Annotated in this window: 15 protein-coding genes and 1 pseudogene; 9 read left to right on the forward strand and 7 right to left on the reverse strand. The window is 69.6% G+C overall.

Translation table 11 applies throughout. The features are described 5' to 3' along the window. Positions 1 to 2: 2 nt before the first annotated feature. From RCO28_RS01445 to RCO28_RS39285, 4 genes and pseudogenes are all read right to left on the reverse strand, one after another. Entirely contained in the window at positions 3 to 2,297 is a 2,295-nt protein-coding gene (locus RCO28_RS01445; protein ID WP_308939042.1) for an MMPL family transporter, read from the reverse strand. Positions 2,298 to 2,502: 205 nt separating this feature from the next. Further along, complete coding sequence (locus tag RCO28_RS01450; RefSeq protein ID WP_308939043.1) at positions 2,503 to 2,883, reverse strand: hypothetical protein; 381 nt, start codon at positions 2,881 to 2,883, stop codon at positions 2,503 to 2,505. A 30-nt stretch (positions 2,884 to 2,913) separates the two neighbouring features. Further along, on the reverse strand, positions 2,914 to 3,336 hold the full coding sequence (locus RCO28_RS01455; RefSeq protein WP_308939044.1) for a hypothetical protein: 423 nt from the start codon (positions 3,334 to 3,336) through the stop codon (positions 2,914 to 2,916). A gap of 54 nt (positions 3,337 to 3,390) precedes the next feature. Next, positions 3,391 to 3,546: pseudogene (locus RCO28_RS39285) on the reverse strand (helix-turn-helix domain-containing protein); the annotation flags it as partial. Between the two features lie 414 nt (positions 3,547 to 3,960). Between RCO28_RS39285 and RCO28_RS01460 the strand changes: the two are divergent. After that, the gene (locus RCO28_RS01460) at positions 3,961 to 4,707 is read left to right on the forward strand and encodes an alkyl sulfatase dimerization domain-containing protein (protein ID WP_308939045.1); all 747 of its coding nucleotides are present in this window, start codon (positions 3,961 to 3,963) and stop codon (positions 4,705 to 4,707) included. Positions 4,708 to 4,740: 33 nt separating this feature from the next. On the opposite strand, the gene kynU is transcribed toward RCO28_RS01460, so the two are convergent. From kynU to RCO28_RS01475, 3 genes are all read right to left on the reverse strand, one after another. Further along, entirely contained in the window at positions 4,741 to 5,982 is a 1,242-nt protein-coding gene (gene kynU / locus RCO28_RS01465; protein WP_308939046.1) for a kynureninase, read from the reverse strand. A gap of 17 nt (positions 5,983 to 5,999) precedes the next feature. Continuing rightward, positions 6,000 to 6,839: an MBL fold metallo-hydrolase gene (locus RCO28_RS01470; protein WP_308939047.1), complete on the reverse strand. Its 840-nt coding sequence runs from the start codon at positions 6,837 to 6,839 to the stop codon at positions 6,000 to 6,002. A 93-nt stretch (positions 6,840 to 6,932) separates the two neighbouring features. Continuing rightward, positions 6,933 to 8,315, reverse strand: a complete 1,383-nt coding sequence (locus tag RCO28_RS01475) for an APC family permease (protein WP_308939048.1) — start codon at positions 8,313 to 8,315, stop codon at positions 6,933 to 6,935. A 304-nt stretch (positions 8,316 to 8,619) separates the two neighbouring features. Here RCO28_RS01475 and RCO28_RS01480 point away from each other — a divergent pair, with 304 nt between their 5' ends. The 8 genes from RCO28_RS01480 (at position 8,620) to RCO28_RS01515 (ending at position 15,185) form a co-directional block, all read left to right on the forward strand. Then, positions 8,620 to 9,546 carry a LysR substrate-binding domain-containing protein gene (locus RCO28_RS01480; protein WP_308939049.1) on the forward strand — a complete coding sequence of 309 codons (927 nt, stop codon included), beginning with the start codon at positions 8,620 to 8,622 and terminating at the stop codon, positions 9,544 to 9,546. Positions 9,547 to 9,700: 154 nt separating this feature from the next. Then, complete coding sequence (locus tag RCO28_RS01485) at positions 9,701 to 11,167, forward strand: 2-hydroxymuconic semialdehyde dehydrogenase (protein WP_308939050.1); 1,467 nt, start codon at positions 9,701 to 9,703, stop codon at positions 11,165 to 11,167. Positions 11,168 to 11,245: 78 nt separating this feature from the next. Then, complete coding sequence (locus tag RCO28_RS01490) at positions 11,246 to 12,082, forward strand: 2-keto-4-pentenoate hydratase (RefSeq protein ID WP_374991071.1); 837 nt, start codon at positions 11,246 to 11,248, stop codon at positions 12,080 to 12,082. 1 nt (position 12,083) lies between these two features. Next, positions 12,084 to 12,857 (forward strand): fumarylacetoacetate hydrolase family protein, encoded by a 774-nt coding sequence (locus RCO28_RS01495; RefSeq protein WP_308939051.1) that lies wholly within the window; start codon positions 12,084 to 12,086, stop codon positions 12,855 to 12,857. Continuing rightward, positions 12,854 to 13,282: a RidA family protein gene (locus RCO28_RS01500; protein ID WP_308939052.1), complete on the forward strand. Its 429-nt coding sequence runs from the start codon at positions 12,854 to 12,856 to the stop codon at positions 13,280 to 13,282. Before RCO28_RS01495 ends, RCO28_RS01500 begins: the two co-directional genes overlap by 4 nt. A gap of 10 nt (positions 13,283 to 13,292) precedes the next feature. After that, a complete protein-coding gene (locus RCO28_RS01505) occupies positions 13,293 to 13,865 on the forward strand; it encodes a 3-hydroxyanthranilate 3,4-dioxygenase (RefSeq protein WP_308939053.1) in 573 nt (190 codons plus the stop codon). A gap of 20 nt (positions 13,866 to 13,885) precedes the next feature. Further along, positions 13,886 to 14,899, forward strand: coding sequence for an amidohydrolase family protein (locus RCO28_RS01510; RefSeq protein ID WP_308939054.1), 1,014 nt, complete (start codon positions 13,886 to 13,888; stop codon positions 14,897 to 14,899). Beyond that, complete coding sequence (locus tag RCO28_RS01515; protein ID WP_308939055.1) at positions 14,892 to 15,185, forward strand: hypothetical protein; 294 nt, start codon at positions 14,892 to 14,894, stop codon at positions 15,183 to 15,185. Before RCO28_RS01510 ends, RCO28_RS01515 begins: the two co-directional genes overlap by 8 nt. Positions 15,186 to 15,200: the final 15 nt, after the last annotated feature.

A 15,200-nucleotide genomic window follows, 5' to 3' on the forward strand; every position in this document is an offset into this window, starting at 1 on the left:
GGTCAGCGCACCTCGTACGGCTCGGCGGGGACGGTGGCGGTGTCCGACTGGGCAGTCGCGTCGGTCGGTGCCGCGTCGGTCGGTGCCGTGTCGGTCGGTGCCGTGTCGGTCGGTGCCGTGTCGGCCCGGGCCGGCTCGCGCTCCTGGAGGCTCTCGCCCTCCACGTCGACGTGCGGCACCCAGCGGTCCAGCCACCGCGGCAGCCACCAGGCGCGGTGGCCGAGCAGGGCGAGTACCGCGGGGACCAGGGTCATGCGTACGACGAAGGCGTCGAAGAGGACGGCGATCGCCAGGCCGAACCCGATGGTCTTGACCATCTGTTCGCTCGACCCCATGAACCCGGCGAACACCGAGATCATGATGACGGCCGCGGCCGTCACGACCCGGCCGCTGTGCTCGAAGCCGCTGACCACGGCGCGTACGGGCTGCCGGTCCGCGACGTAGGCCTCACGCATCCGGGTCACCAGGAACACCTCGTAGTCCATGGCCAGACCGAACACCACGCCGACCATGAAGATCGGCATGATGGACATCACCGGCCCGGGGACCGAGACCCCGAACAGGGCGCTCAGCCAGCCCCATTGGAAGACCGCGACCACCGCGCCGAGTCCGGCGGCGATGGAGAGCAGGAAGCCCAGGGCGGCCTTGAGCGGCACCAGGATCGAGCGGAACACCGCGATCAGGAGCAGGAACGCCAGTCCCACGACGAGCGCGATGTAGGGCAGCAGTGCATCGGTGAGCTTCTGCGAGACGTCGACGTTCATCGCGGTCGTGCCCGCGATCAGCACCTCGGCGTCACCGCCTTCGACCTCGGGTGCGCGCAGCGCGTGGACGAGGCCGGAGGTCTCCTCGCTGCCGGGTGCCGTGGTCGGCACGACGGTGAGGACGGCGGTGTCCTTGCTGTCGTTGAATCGGGGCGGTGTCACGGTGGCCACCCCGTCCGTGTCCTTGATCCCGGTGGCGGCGTCACGTGCGGCGGCCTGGGCGTCACCGCCGTCCTCGGCCCGTACGACCGCGGTCAGCGGGCCGTTGAAGCCGGGGCCGAAGCCGTCGGCGAGCAGGTCGTAGGCGCGGCGCTGGGTCGTGGACGTCGGCTTGGACTCGTCGCCGGGCAGGCCGAGTTCGAGCGAGGCGGCCGGCACCGCGATGGCGATCAGGGCGGTGGCGCCGACGAGCAGCACCGCGAGCGGGCGCCGGGTGATGAACCGGGCCCAGCGCGCGCCCAGGCCGGGACGCGGCGCCGCCCCGGACGGCTCGTCGCCCCCTCGGCGCCTGCGGCGGCGGGGGCGGGCAGGCTTGATGCGCTTCCCGGCGATGCCGAGCAGGGCGGGGATCAGTGTGACGGCGATCAGCACCGCGAGTGCGGCGGTTCCGGCCGCGGCGAGCCCCATCTGGGACAGCACCGGGATGCCGACGACGGGCAGCGCCGCGAGGGCGATCACGACGGTCAGACCGGCGAAGACGACGGCGGAGCCCGCCGTGCCCACCGCGTGCGCGGCGGCGTCCTCACGGTTCCGGCCGCGGGCCAGCTCGTCGCGGTAGCGGGAGACGACGAACAGGGCGTAGTCGATACCGACGGCCAGGCCCAGCATGGTGGCCAGCACGGACGTCGTCCCGCCCAGGTCGAGCGGCGCCGCGAGGACCTTGATCACGCAGGTTCCGACGCCGACACCGAGCAGCGCCGTGAGCAGCGGCAGGCCCGCCGAGATCAACGCGCCGAACGTGATGACGAGCACCACGGCGGCCACCGCAAGCCCGATGGCCTCCGTGGAATGACCGCCCGTGGCCGCCTCGGAGACCGCGTTGCCTCCGGCCTCGACCGTGAGACCGGTCGAGCGCGCCTCCTCCACGGCGTCCGTCAACGCCTCCCGGGAGGTGTCCGCGAGCTCGTTGACGGTCACGCCGTACGACACCTGCGCGTAGGCGGTGGTGCCGTCCTTGCTGACGGAGCCCGTCTTGAAGGGGTCGGTCACCCGGTCCACCTGCGGTGCCTCGCCGAGCGCCGCCACGGCGGCCACGACGGCCTGCTTCTGGTCCGGGGCGGTCACCTTGCCGTCGTCGGCCTTGAAGACGACGCGTGCCGTGGCGCCGTCCGCCTTTATCTCGGGGAAACGCTCCGCCAGGAGGTCATAGGCCTGTTGGGCCTCGGTTCCCGGCATGGAGAAGTCGTTCGGCGGCGCGGCGTCGGCACGGGAGGCGAGCACCCCTGCCACCACGAGCAGCCCCGCCCACAGGACGGTGACCAACCACCTCCATCGAAAGGAGAACGTGCCAGTTTTGTAGAGGAAAGCAGCCACAAGGGTCCCCGGTCATGTTGCCGATCAACAGAACGGGGGCAAGAGTCGCACCTTCACCTGACCGCTTCCGGAGTGATTTCTGGGAGGTTTCTAAGAGGGGTTTCTGCTACCGGAAATCAAGAAATCCGAAGCCCCGCGGCTTTTCCAGCAGGGAGCGGATGCGTGGCTCAGGGAGGCGTGTTCAGGGGTGTGTTCAGGGGTGTGTTCAAGCGGTGTCGTGACGGCTTCGGTGCCACGGCGGTCCTCCGACTGCGACCACGGTCGCGAGGGCAGCCGCGGTGACGAACGAGGCCCAGGCCGTCAGCGGGTCGAGCAGCAGCTCCACCGCCACCGCGGCCACGACGAGCAGGACCTTGGCGACGACGAGCTGCCGCAGGGGCAGGTGCTGAGCCGCCGGGCGCCGCCGGATGCGGCTGCGGACGAGGTGCAGGACGGGCGGTACGACCACCACGATCAGGCACAGGCGCAACGCGTGCTCCCACAGCGGCATGTTCCTGCCGTACACCCATGCCCCGCCGATGAGCAGCCCGGCGGCGGCATAAGCGAGACGCAGGCCGGTGGCGGTCGGCTCGGATCGCGGCGTCATCTGGAACTCCCCTCCCATGACGCCCGACCGTCACCGTTGACCGGCGGGCCGGGCGGTGGCGTCGACTGTGAGCAGGCCGGTGACCGCGTCGATCAGTGCCACCACGTACGACTCGGCGTCCAACTCGGCGGTTGCGGCGGCCCCTTGCGTTCCCTCCAGGTCGGCCAGGGCGGAGATGATCAGCTGGCCCGCCCACCTGATCCGGGGGCGCAGCGGTGGCCGGGTCAGGCCGGGGAGCCGGTCGGTGACCAGGCGTCCGACAGCCACGGCCTCCTCGAGCCCACCCAGGTCCGGAAGGGCGGTGACATCGCGCCCGACGTACTCGCATACGCGGTCCAGGAACCGGACGTAGTAGCTGCCGGAGCGGGTCGCCTGCTCGGCCAGGGGTCGGACCAGAATCTCCACCAGTTCCCTCGGGTCGCCGAGGCGCCCGGTCTCCGCTGATGTCAGCAACTCTGCGCGCCGGGCGTCGATGACACTGAGTCGGTGCTCGAAGATGGCTCTGATCAGAGTCTCTTTGTTCTCGAAATGGTATTTCGCCGCGGCCGTGTTGCGCTGCCGAGCCTCGGAACTGACCTGCCGCAAGGAAGTCGCGTCGATTCCTTGAGTGGCGAACAGGCGCTCCGCTGCGACCAGGATCTGCAATCGCGTCGGTGTTTCCACGGTCTTCCCTCTCTCACTGTGGGCCGATTAAACCGCGTGATTTAATCGGCGTCAACGCTCAGTCGAACCTCGCAGCGAGGAGGCACCCGTGCCCGATTCGTCCAGCGCACCGACAGCCCATACGACAGCCCATACGACAGCCCATACGACAGCCCATACGGCAGTCCGTACGACAACCCATACGGAAGAGCGGCCCGCCCCGGCTGCGCGGGCGAACGGCCTCGCGTCGTCGGCCACGAGAACCTGCTCGACCACTACGCCCGCTACGCGAAAACCGCGGGCCTGAACGCCGCGATCAACGGGCAGCGGCCCGGCGCCAACGGCCGAAGCTGGCCCAGCGCACCCGAGGACTTCGTCGTTCCGGACATCACGTTCCGCGACAGCCTCGAACTCCGCATCGGGGGTGAGCGGTTCATGGTGCGGCACGCCAAGGGCGAGACCGACGACGCCGCCTGGGTGTGGGCCCCGCGGCGACGGGTGATCGCGGCGGGCGACCTGGTGGTCGGCTACCTGCCCAACGCCGGGAACCCTCGCAAGGTCCAGCGGTACGCGGAGGAGTGGGCGGATGCCGCGGAGCAGATGGCCGCCCTCGACGCGGACTGTGGGATCACCGGCCACGGCGACTGCGTACGAGGAGCCGACGCCATCCGCGACGAACTCCTGACGATGGCCGCCTGCCTCCGGCACATCGTGCGCCACACCCTCGACGGTCTGAACGCGGGCCTGCGGCCGGATGAGATCGTGGAATCGCTGGCGGTCCCCGAGCACCTCGCCAACCACCCCCGTCTCCAACCCGGCTACGACCGGCCCGAGTTCATCTGCCGCAATGTGATCCGGCGGTACGGCGGCTGGTGGGACGGGTACGCCGCGAACCTGCTGCCCGCACCCGCCGCCGTGCAGGCGCGCGAGATCACCCGACTCGCCGGCGGTGTCGACGCATTGGCGGCGCGTGCGCGTGAACTCGCCGACTCCGATCTCCGGCTGGCATGCCATCTGGCGGAGTGGGCCTTCCTCACCGATCCGCAGTCGACCACCGCCCAGGACTGCTACGCGGAGGTGTTCGGCCGTCGCCGCGAGGCCGAGACATCGCTGATGGGGAAGCTCGCGTTCTCCGATCCGCATCGGCGTGCGGCTGCGGAACGGGCGAAGGCGGGCCGCTGAGCGAAGGCAGGCCGCTGAGCGAAGGCGTGGGGATCAGGTCACCTGGGAGCGGGTCGCGTAGCGGTCCTCGCGCCACACGTCTGTGGACAGGACCTGGCGCAGAACCTCGACTGCGTCCCACACATCCACGAAACGCACGTAGAGCGGGGTGAACCCGAAACGCATCAGGTCGGGAGCGCGGAAGTCCCCGATGACGCCGCGGTCGATGAGCGCCTGCATCACGGGGTACGCGTGCTCGTGCCGCAGGGCCACCTGGCTGCCTCGGGCACCCGGGTCGCGCGGGGAGGCGACTTCCAGACCGAATCCCGCGCACTCCTGGTCGACCAAGTCGATGAACAGGTCAGTCATCTTTTGGCTCTTGGCGCGTAGCAGGTCGAGGTCGACGCGTTCCCAGGTGTCGAGGCTCGCCTCGAGCGGTGCGTACGAGAGCAGGTGCGGGGTGCTGCACCGGAAGCGGTCGATGCCGTCGGCCGGACGGTAGTCGGTGGTGAAGGCGAAGGGGTCGGCGTGGCCGTGCCAGCCGGACAGCGGCTGGTGGGCCGTGTCCTGGTGGCGGGTGGCGGCGTAGACGAAGGCAGGTGAGCCGGGGCCGCCGTTGAGGTACTTGTAGGTGCAGCCCACGGCGAAGTCGGCGCGGTCGGCGTTCAAGTGGATGGGGAGGGCGCCGGCACTGTGGCAGAGGTCCCACACGACCAAGGCGCCGTGCCGGTGGGCCAGTTCGGTGACCGCGGCCATGTCGTGCAGTCGCCCGGTCCGGTAGTCGACGTGGCTGAGGACGACGACCGCCACGTCCTGGTCGAGTATGTCCTCAAGGCCGGGGCCGCTGTCATACAGCAGACGGCGCTGATAGCCGTCGAGGAGGCCGGTGGCGCCTTCCATCATGTAGAGGTCGGTGGGGAAGCTGGCCGCCTCGGAGACCACGGTCTTTCGGTCGGGGCGCATGGCGAGGGCGGCGGCGAAGACCTTGAAGAGGTTGATCGATGTGGAGTCGCAGACCACGACCTCGCCCGGGTCGGCGCCGATCAGTGGGGCGATGCGGTCGCCGAGCGTGCGCGGCTTGTCGAACCAGCCGGCGTCGTTCCAGCTGCGGATCAGGCCTTGTCCCCACTCGGTCTCGACCATGTCGACGACGCGGGTGTACGCACCGCGGGGGAGGGCCCCGAGGGAGTTCCCGTCGAGATAGATCACGTCCTCGGGGAGGACGAACTCGCCTCGCAGCGGCGCGAGTGGATCGTTGGAGTCGTACTGCTCGCACTGGGAGCGGGTGAGGGGCATCGTGTTCCTCTTGTCTGTCACAGGGACATCAGGTCGTGGCCGACGACGACTTCGCCTTCGAAGCCCTGTGCGGCGTGCTTGCGCCAGGTCTCGTCCGGGATGGCGACGTCCGTAGGGACGAAGTGGGACAGCACGAGCGTCCTGACGCCGGCCTGCTGGGCGAGCCGGCCCACCTGGTCGACGTCGGTGTGGCTGGTCAACAGGTGCCGACGCAGAGTCTTTCCGTTGAATCCGGCCACCATGGCGTCGACGGCCGGCAGGTACATCACCTCGTGCACCAGGACGTCTGCTCCCGCGGCGAGGCGCACCAGGTTCTCCGACGGCGCGGTGTCTCCGGAGATGACGATGGAACGGTCTGCGGTGTCGAACCGGTAGGCCAGAGCGGTCGCGATCGGCGGGTGATGCACCAGCGTCGCCGTGACCCGGACGTTCTCGTCCTCGTGCACCACGCGCTCTTCGGTGATCTCGGTCGGCGCCATGAGGTTGTCCAGCGGCGGCAGACCCTCGTCCGTGATGCGGGTGTCGATGTCGAACCGGTTCATGGCGAGGAAGTGTTCGGTCATCTCTGCCAGGGGCGGTGGCCCGTAAGTGGGCACGCGATGTTCGAGGTTCGCCGCCCAGGCGAGCAGGAACAGGTTGCCGTAATCGGCGTTGTGGTCGGAGTGGTGGTGCGTGATGAACACCCCGCGCATGGAGGACAGCGGTACTCCGGCGAGGGCCATCTGCCGGGCGACCCCGTTGCCGCAGTCGACGACGTAGCTGGATCCGTTGACGACGATGACCTGGGCGGGGGCGCTACGGGTCCGCTTGGGCGCCGGTCCGGCGGCAGTGCCGAGAAGGGTCAGTCGAGTGCTCATGGGGAGGGCTCCTGAGAGGTGTGCTGGGCGCGTGGCAGAAGGTCAGTGCCGGTACACGCCGGTTTGCGGTCTTGCCGGTGGGTGCGCTGTGGCTCAGCGGGCTGGGGTGCGCGGCGGCAGGGGGCTTGCTTCGTCATCGTCTTGTCGGGCTCGGACAACTGCGTTCGCGTGCTTGTGACGTACGAGCCACACGCCGGCGCCGACTGCCAGCCAGGACACCAGCGCCACGGTGGCAGGCCAGGTCAGCTTGTCCAGCAGCAGGTACGCCTGGACCGCCAGTACCGCGGTGCCCAGGAGCACGGTGGTGAGGTGCAGACCCCAGGGCAGCTTGAACGGTGCGGCCTCGTACTGCTGCGGGTAGCGGGACCGCAGCCGGCAGGACGCGATGATCATGATGGCGAGCATCGGCGTGGCCGCGATCGACACCATTCCGGCGATGGAGGCGACGCTGAACCCGGTCAGTACGGGAATGGCACCGATGAGGTACAGGCCGAACAGCAGCCAGTGGGGCGTGCCGTACCGCTTGTTCACCGCGCCCAGCCGCGTCGGCAGCCAGCCGTCGCCGATGGCTGCGAGTACGGGCTTGGTCGAGGTGAGAAGCAGCGAGTTCATGTGGCCTGCCACGGACGCCAGGGCCCCGCCGAGGATGAAGAACGTGAAGCCGCCGGGCGTCAGGATGTGGTCGGCCACCACCGACATCGGTTTGCCCGCTACCTCGGTGATCGGCAGGGTGCCGACCGACGGGATCGCCAGGAAGACGTAGAGGACGGCGGCCAGGACGATGCCGCCGATCATCGACAGCGGGATGTCCCGTCCCGGACGCTTCATCTCCCGCCCCAGTTCGGCGACGTAGGTGCTGCCGGTGATGGCGAAGGTGAGCATGGCGGCCGCGGTGAGCAGGTTCCCGGTGCCGTGGGGCGCCGAGTCGGCGAAGGTGCCCCACTCGACGTGCGGCAGTCCGGCGAATCCGTAGAGCAGGAACGCCGCGAGCATGACGAACGCGAGCACGATGCCCAGCCGGTTGGAGAACGCGGTGCCGACCAGGTTCGCCAGGAAGAACACTGTGATCAGCCCGAGAGCCAGGGGCCGCGTCGGCACCGAGGGGACCAGGCTGTGCAGGTAGTCGGCCCCTGCCAGCGCCATCAGGCTCAGCTGGATGGTGACGAGGACGGAGAACCACATCGTGGTGAAGCCCATGGACGGCGATATCAAGCGTGCCGCGTAGCTGTACCGGCCGCCGGTCACCGGCATGGCGCTGCCGAGCACCGCGACCGGCAGCGAGTAGACGATCACCATGGCGGCGGCGATGGCGAAGGCCAGGGGCGCCCCGCCTCCGGTGAGGCCGATGGCCACGCCCATCAGGGCGATGACCCCGCCGCCGACGATCTGATGGAAGGAGACGCCCAGTGCCTGCGGCAGTGTGATGCTGCGCTTGAGGTTGGCCTCGACGTCAGGTGCGCGAACTGAGGAGGTCATGCGTCCCCGCTTTCTACTGGGATGCCCGGCGGCACGGGACATGGGCATGCGACATGGGACTGCGACTGGTGGCCCTGGCACACCCCTGTGTGCTCGCCGCCACATCGTGAGCTCATCGTGGACCCCGGGCGTCATGCCCAGCCAATGCCAAGTTGGCTGCACGTCATGCCGGGACGGGCATACCTTCGCTCGCCCCTCCGGCATCCTCGCGGAGACATCACTCGCGGGCCTCCGTCGCTTCGGTGTTATGCCTGAACAGGCATGCCAGATCAGCCAGATGGGATGTCTCTGCTATACGTCGTGCATGGACACGCCCCGCCTCCTTGACGGACGCCTCAAGCTCCGCCATCTGATCCTGGTCGACGCGCTCACCGAGCAGGGCAGCGTCGTCGGCGCCGCGGCCGCCCTGCATGTGACGCAGCCCGTGGTGACCCGAGGCCTGCACGACCTTGAGGCCATCCTGGGCGTCACCCTGTACGACCGGGGGCCGCGGGGGATCACGCCGACCGTCTTCGGTGCGGCCTTCACCGATCACGCCCGTGCCGTCATCGCGCAGTTGAGGCATGCGGCGCGGCACATGGTCGAGATCGCCGAGGCCGACCGCGGCACCGTGGTGATCGGCATGCATCTGGCCGGATCCAACCTTCTGCTGCCCCGTGCCATCGCAGCCGTCAAGGCGGAGCACCCGCTGCTGACGGTCGTGGTCCGCGAGGCAACGCCGGAGACGCTGCTGGTCGACCTGGAGGCGGGCCGGGTAGACCTGATCCTGGGCAGGCTCACCACGTCGGCCGGAGGCAATACGGTCCGGGAAAGCCTCTACGAGGAGTCCGTGAAGGTCCTCGTGGGTGCGGGCCATCCGCTGAGCGGGCAGGACGAGGTCGCTCTGGCGGACCTCGAGGCATATCCGTGGATCCTGCCGGGGACCGAGACGGTGCTGCGCCGTGAGCTCGAGGAGTTCTTCGTACGCAACGGGATGGCGCTGCCCGAGAACCGGGTGGAGTGCACGTCCTTCCTCACCGTTCGCCAGTTGCTGGCCGAGACCGACGTCGTGGCCGTCCTGCCCGGCCTGATCAGCAGGGGCGACCCGCGGCTTGTCACCCTTCCCGTGTCGCTGGAGCCGATCGGCCACAGCGTCGGCATCACCCTGCCCGCCGGGCGACCGCTCGGCCCGTCCACGCAGAAGCTGCTCGCGACACTGCGGTCCGTCGCGGCCGAACTCGGCCAGACCTGAGGGCCGCCCGGCAGTACGTCCCGGATGCCTCACGCGCCGCCAGCCATGCCTGAAAGGGTATGGCTGCCGCGCAAATTGACATTAGACAGGCATAGTTCGGGCGGCGGATGCTCCTTGTGCGGACCGAAAGTCGACGAGCAAGGGGCACAGCACGATGAATCGCGCGCACTACATCGGCGGGACCTTCCTTCCCCACGGTGATGACACCGGGCCCCACGGCGATGACACCGGGACGCGTCCGCTGATCAACCCCGTCGACGGGACGATCCGGGGCAAGGTCCCCGAGGCCGGCCGGGAGACCGTCGACGCCGCCGTCGCCGCAGCCCGTACCGCACTGGGCGGCCCTTGGGGCAGCACCAGCGCCGAAGACCGTGCCGCCGCGCTGCGCCGGATCGCCGACGGCATCCAGGCACGCTTCGACGAGTTCGTCGAAGCCGAATCGGGCGACACCGGCAAGCCCCGCGAACTCGCGGCGACCATCGACATCCCACGCGTCATCGGCAACTTCCGCGCCTACGCCGACCTCCTCTACGGCCGCCCCGAGCACGCGTACGCCACCGCCATCCCGGGATGGAGCACCGGCACAGGCCAGGCCCTCAACTACACCGTCCGACGTCCACTCGGCGTGGTCGCGGTCGTCTCGCCCTGGAACCTTCCGCTGCTCCTGCTGACCTGGAAGGTGGCACCGGCGCTCGCGGCAGGCAACACCGTTGTCGCCAAGCCCTCCGAGGAGACCCCGTCCACAGCCACACTGCTCGCCGAGGTGATCGGACAGGCCGACCTCCCGCCCGGAGTGTTCAACCTGGTGCACGGCAGCGGCGTGGGCGGGGCGGGCGAGCACCTCACCACGCACCACGACGTGGACGCCGTCGCCTTTACCGGCGCCTCGGCCACCGGTGCCGCCATCATGCGCGGTGCCGCCGACCACATCACCCCGGTCTCGTTCGAACTCGGCGGCAAGAACGCCGCTCTAGTCTTCGCCGACGCGGACATCGAAGCCGCACTCGAGGGCACCCTGCGCTCCGCGTTCACCCACTCCGGGCAGGTCTGTCTGTGCACCGAACGCGTCTACGTCGAGCGCCCGGTCTTCGAGGAGTTCGTCGCCGCGCTCGGCGAACGCGCTCGTTCCCTGACCGGCTACGGGCCGATGATCTCCGCCGCCCACCGGGACAAGGTGCTCTCGTACTACCGACTGGCCGCCGACGAAGGCGCGAAGGTCATCGCCGGCGGTGGGGTCCCGCACTTCGAAGACGCCCGGGATCAGGGCTTCTACGTCGAACCCACTGTCCTGGCCGGATTGCCGCAGAGTTCCCGCATCGTGCAGGAGGAGATCTTCGGCCCGGTCTGCCACGTCGCCCCGTTCGGCACCGAGGACGAGGCCGTGCGCCTGGCGAACGACAGCCGCTACGGACTCGCCGCAACCGTGTGGACCACCGACCTGTCCCGCGCCCATCGGGTCGCCCCCCGGATCGAGGCAGGCGTGGTCTGGGTCAACTGCTGGAACCTGCGCGACCTGCGGACACCTTTCGGCGGCATCAAGAACTCCGGTATCGGCCGAGAGGGCGGCGCCTACTCCCTCGACTTCTTCTCCGAGCCGGTCAACGTGTGCATCCAGATCTGAAGTCCGGGCCGACCTCCGCCAGAAAGCCGACCCTCCGCCAGAAAGCTGCCCCTCCGCCAGAAAGAGGAGTGAGACTCCGTGATCGACACCTCGACAGCACCAACCCACAGCAATCTGCCCCGAACCGCCCCCGCCGTGGACGCCGCCGCGGCCCGGCTGCTCGAAGCCCACGCCTCCGGAACCCCCTGTGCGCCGGTTCGCGACCTCATCGACGACATCGACACCGCCTACACCGTCCAGGACCGGCTGACCGAGCACTGGCTCACCCAGGGACGCCGGCTCACCGGCCGCAAGATCGGACTGACCTCCCCCGCCGTGCAGCGTCAACTCGGCGTCGACACACCTGACTTCGGCATGCTCTACGCCGACATGGCCGTCCCCGACGGTGCCGAGATCCCCGCGGGCGCCGTACAGGAGGCCAGGGCCGAGGCTGAGGTCGCCCTCGTCCTCGACGCCGACCTCACCCACGAACGGCACACGATCGCCGACTTGCTCCGCGCCACCGCGTTCGCGCTGCCCGCGGTCGAAGTGTGCGGCAGCCGGATCCGCGACTGGGACATCACCATCACCGACACCGTCGCGGACAACGCCTCCTCAGGCCTGTATGTCCTCGGCACCCGCCCGGTGCCGCTGCGCGACGTCGACCTGCGGCTGGCCGGCATGGTCCTGCAGCGCCAAGGCGAACAGGTCTCCACCGGAGCGGGCTCCGCCTGCCTCGGCCATCCCCTGACGGCCGCCCTGTGGCTGGCCGACACCCTCGTCCGCATGGGCCGCCCGCTGCGCGCGGGCGACACCGTACTCACCGGTGCGCTCGGCCCGATGGTGCCCGTGGCGCCGGGCGACGTGCTGCAGGCCCGCATCGACGGACTCGGCGACGTCCGCGTCGCGTTCGCGTCCGACACCGAGGAGGCATGAGATGAACCAACCCGACATCGCGGCACTCGCCGGGACCCTGGACGCCGCCACCCGCGCCGGCCGCACCACCGACCGGCTCACCGACACCGCACCGCTCGACGTCGCCACCGCCTACGCCGTCCAGCGGGAAGGAGTCGACCGCAGGCGGGAGCGCGGCGAGTCCCTCGTCGGCGTCAAGATGGGCTTCACCAGCCGCGCCAAGATGGCCCAGATGGGCGTCGACGACGTCATCTGGGGCTTGCTCACGGACGCCATGCTGGTCGAGGACGGCGGCATCCTCGACACCGGGAACCTCATCCACCCCCGCATCGAACCCGAGATCGCCTTTCTCCTCGGGCGCCCGCTGTCCGGCCGGATCAGCCCCGCCGAAGCGGCCCGCGCGGTCGCCGGGGTGGCCGTCGCGTACGAGGTACTCGACTCCCGTTACGAAGGCTTCCGGTTCACCCTGCCCGACGTCATCGCCGACAACGCCTCGGCGGCCCATTTCGGCATCGCCCCCTGGCACAACCCGGACGACTTCGACCTCGGCAACCTCGGCCTCACCGTGGAGATCAACGGCCGCCCGGTGGCCACCGGATCATCGGCGGCCATCCTCGGACACCCCCTGCGCTCCCTCACCGCCGCAGCCAGGCTCGCGGGCGAGGCGGGTGTCGTACTGGAACCCGGATTCCTGGTGCTTGCCGGCGCGGCCACAGCAGCCCTGCCGCTGCCCCGCACGGCGCACGTGCAGATCACCGCAGCGGGCCTGGGGACGGCGGAGGTGACGACCCGATGAGCAACGATCCGGGCCTCCTGGTCGAGGGCAAGGCGCGGCCTCGTGGACGATTTCCGCACCTGAAGCGCGCCGGTGACCTTGTCTACGTCTCCGGGACCAGCTCCCGCCGGCCGGACGGCACGATCGCCGGCGCACAGGCCGACGCCATGGGCACCACAAGCCTCGACATCCGCGAGCAGAGCCGCGCCGTCATCGAGAACATCCGCGACCTGCTGCACGCCGCCGGCGGGGACCTGTCCGACGTCGTCAACGTCTCGGCGTACCTGGTCAACATGAACGACTTCGGTGGATACAACGAGGTCTACGCCGAGTACTTCGACGAGACCGGACCGGCCCGCACCACCGTCGCCGTCCACCAGCTTCCGCACCCGCACCTGCTCCTGGAGATCGCGTGCGTCGCCCACATCCCCCTCGCCACGTTCTGAGGAGCACCCCATGAACCTGCCGAAGATGACGAACGACTTGCCGTTCAACTTCAACCGGTGGATCGATGACCATCAGGAACTGCTGAGGCCCCCGGTCGGCAACGTGCAGATCTGGCAGGACGCCCACCTGATGGTCACCGTGGTCGGCGGCCCCAACCAGCGCACCGACTTCCACGACGACCCTCTCGAGGAGTTCTTCTACCAGCTCCGCGGCAACATGGTGCTCCGCGTCATGGAAGAAGAAGGCGCGCCCCCGGTCGACGTCCAGATCAACGAGGGCGACGTCTTCCTGCTCCCGCCGCACGTCAGGCACTCCCCACAGCGCCCGGAACCCGGAAGCATCGGCCTCGTCGTCGAGTTCGCCCGACCAGAGGGCCAGCAGGACGCCTTCGAGTGGTACTGCGTCAACTGTCACCACCTAGTGCACCGTTCGCAGCTCCAGGTCGCCTCCATCGTCGACGACCTGCCACCCGTCTTCGAGGCCTTCTACGACAGCGACCGCACCTGCCCGCACTGCGGTTCCGTCCACCCGGGCCGGCAGTGGCCCGAGGCGATGCGCCCGCGCACGCAGACCCGCGCCTGACCTCACCAACGGAGACCTTCTTGTCTGTCATCGACGTCCACGCACACGTCTTCCCCCGCATATCCGAATCCGAGAGCCGCATCCTCACCGGCGCCGACGGGCCGTGGCTGCGCGTCCACCGCGACGGCACCGGGATGATGATGAGCGGCACCCAGGAGTACCGCCCCGTCACCGGGCCGTTGTGGGACCCACAGCAGCGGCTGGCCGCGATGGACACGCTCGGCGTCGACGTACAGGCCGTCTCCTCCGCTCCTCTGATGTTCGGCTACGACGCCGACCCCGCCCGCGCGGCGGAGTGGTGCGAGCTGGTCAACGACCGCATTCTCGACTACTGCTCGCCGGCCCCCCACCGGCTGCTGCCGCTGTGCCAGGTCCCGCTGCAGGATCTGCAGCGGGCCTGCGAGACGGTCTCCAAGGCCGCTGCCGCCGGACACCGCGGCGTCCACATCGGCAACCACGTCGGTGACCGGTCCTTGGCGGACGCGGACATCATCGCCTTCCTCACCCACTGCGCGGACGAAGGAATGCCGGTTCTCGTGCACCCCTGGGACATGCCCGGAGGTGAGCGCACGCGGCCCCACATGCTGCAGTGGCTGGTCGGCATGCCCGCGGAGACCCAGCTCACGATCCTCGGCATGGCTCTCGCGGGCGCGTTCGAGCGGCTCCCCGAGTCCTTGAAGCTGTGTTTCTGTCACGGCGGCGGCAGCTTCGCGTTCCTGCTCGGCCGGGCCGACAACGCCTGGCACCACCGAGACATCGTCCGCGCCGACTCCCCCAAGCCGCCGTCAGCGTACGTACGGCGCTTCTACGTCGACTCCGCCGTCTTCGACCCCCGCGCCCTACGGCTGCTCGTCGAGGTGATGGGCCCGGACCGGGTGATGCTGGGCACCGACTTCCCCTTCCCCCTCGGGGAACAGCAGCCCGGATCGGCGATCCGGGACTGTGCCTCCCTGAGCGACGCCGACCGCGCCCTCCTGCTCGGCGCGAACGCCGCCGAGTTCTTCTCCATCACCGAGGAGAGCGCCCATGTCTGACACGACGAAAGTGGCGATCATCGGTTCGGGCAACATCGGCACCGACCTCGTGATCAAGGTGCTGCGGCTGTCCGAGAACCTGGAGATCGCGGCGATCGCCGGCATCGACCCCGCCTCGGACGGCCTGGCCCGCGGGCGCCGTCTCAACGTGGCCACCACCCACAACGGCATCAACGGTCTTGTGACGATGGACGAGTTCGCGGACGTGGAGATCGTCTTCGACGCCACCTCCGCCCGCGCCCACCAGCTCCACGAGGAAGTGCTGCGCGCATCGGCCGCACCCTGATCGACCTCACACCCG

Origin of the sequence: Streptomyces sp. LHD-70 (assembly GCF_031157275.1) — a bacterium.
Lineage (GTDB): Bacteria > Actinomycetota > Actinomycetes > Streptomycetales > Streptomycetaceae > Streptomyces.

What these genes read in the sequence shown, in the direction of transcription:
- RCO28_RS01450 (WP_308939043.1), bottom strand. Translation starts at nt 2,883, where the DNA reads ATGACGCCGCGATCCGAGCCGACCGCCACCGGCCTGCGTCTCGCTTAT.
- RCO28_RS01460 (WP_308939045.1), top strand. Translation starts at nt 3,961, where the DNA reads ATGGTGCGGCACGCCAAGGGCGAGACCGACGACGCCGCCTGGGTGTGG.
- kynU (WP_308939046.1), bottom strand. Translation starts at nt 5,982, where the DNA reads ATGCCCCTCACCCGCTCCCAGTGCGAGCAGTACGACTCCAACGATCCA.
- RCO28_RS01470 (WP_308939047.1), bottom strand. Translation starts at nt 6,839, where the DNA reads ATGAGCACTCGACTGACCCTTCTCGGCACTGCCGCCGGACCGGCGCCC.
- RCO28_RS01475 (WP_308939048.1), bottom strand. Translation starts at nt 8,315, where the DNA reads ATGACCTCCTCAGTTCGCGCACCTGACGTCGAGGCCAACCTCAAGCGC.
- RCO28_RS01480 (WP_308939049.1), top strand. Translation starts at nt 8,620, where the DNA reads ATGGACACGCCCCGCCTCCTTGACGGACGCCTCAAGCTCCGCCATCTG.
- RCO28_RS01485 (WP_308939050.1), top strand. Translation starts at nt 9,701, where the DNA reads ATGAATCGCGCGCACTACATCGGCGGGACCTTCCTTCCCCACGGTGAT.
- RCO28_RS01495 (WP_308939051.1), top strand. Translation starts at nt 12,084, where the DNA reads ATGAACCAACCCGACATCGCGGCACTCGCCGGGACCCTGGACGCCGCC.
- RCO28_RS01500 (WP_308939052.1), top strand. Translation starts at nt 12,854, where the DNA reads ATGAGCAACGATCCGGGCCTCCTGGTCGAGGGCAAGGCGCGGCCTCGT.
- RCO28_RS01505 (WP_308939053.1), top strand. Translation starts at nt 13,293, where the DNA reads ATGAACCTGCCGAAGATGACGAACGACTTGCCGTTCAACTTCAACCGG.
- RCO28_RS01515 (WP_308939055.1), top strand. Translation starts at nt 14,892, where the DNA reads ATGTCTGACACGACGAAAGTGGCGATCATCGGTTCGGGCAACATCGGC.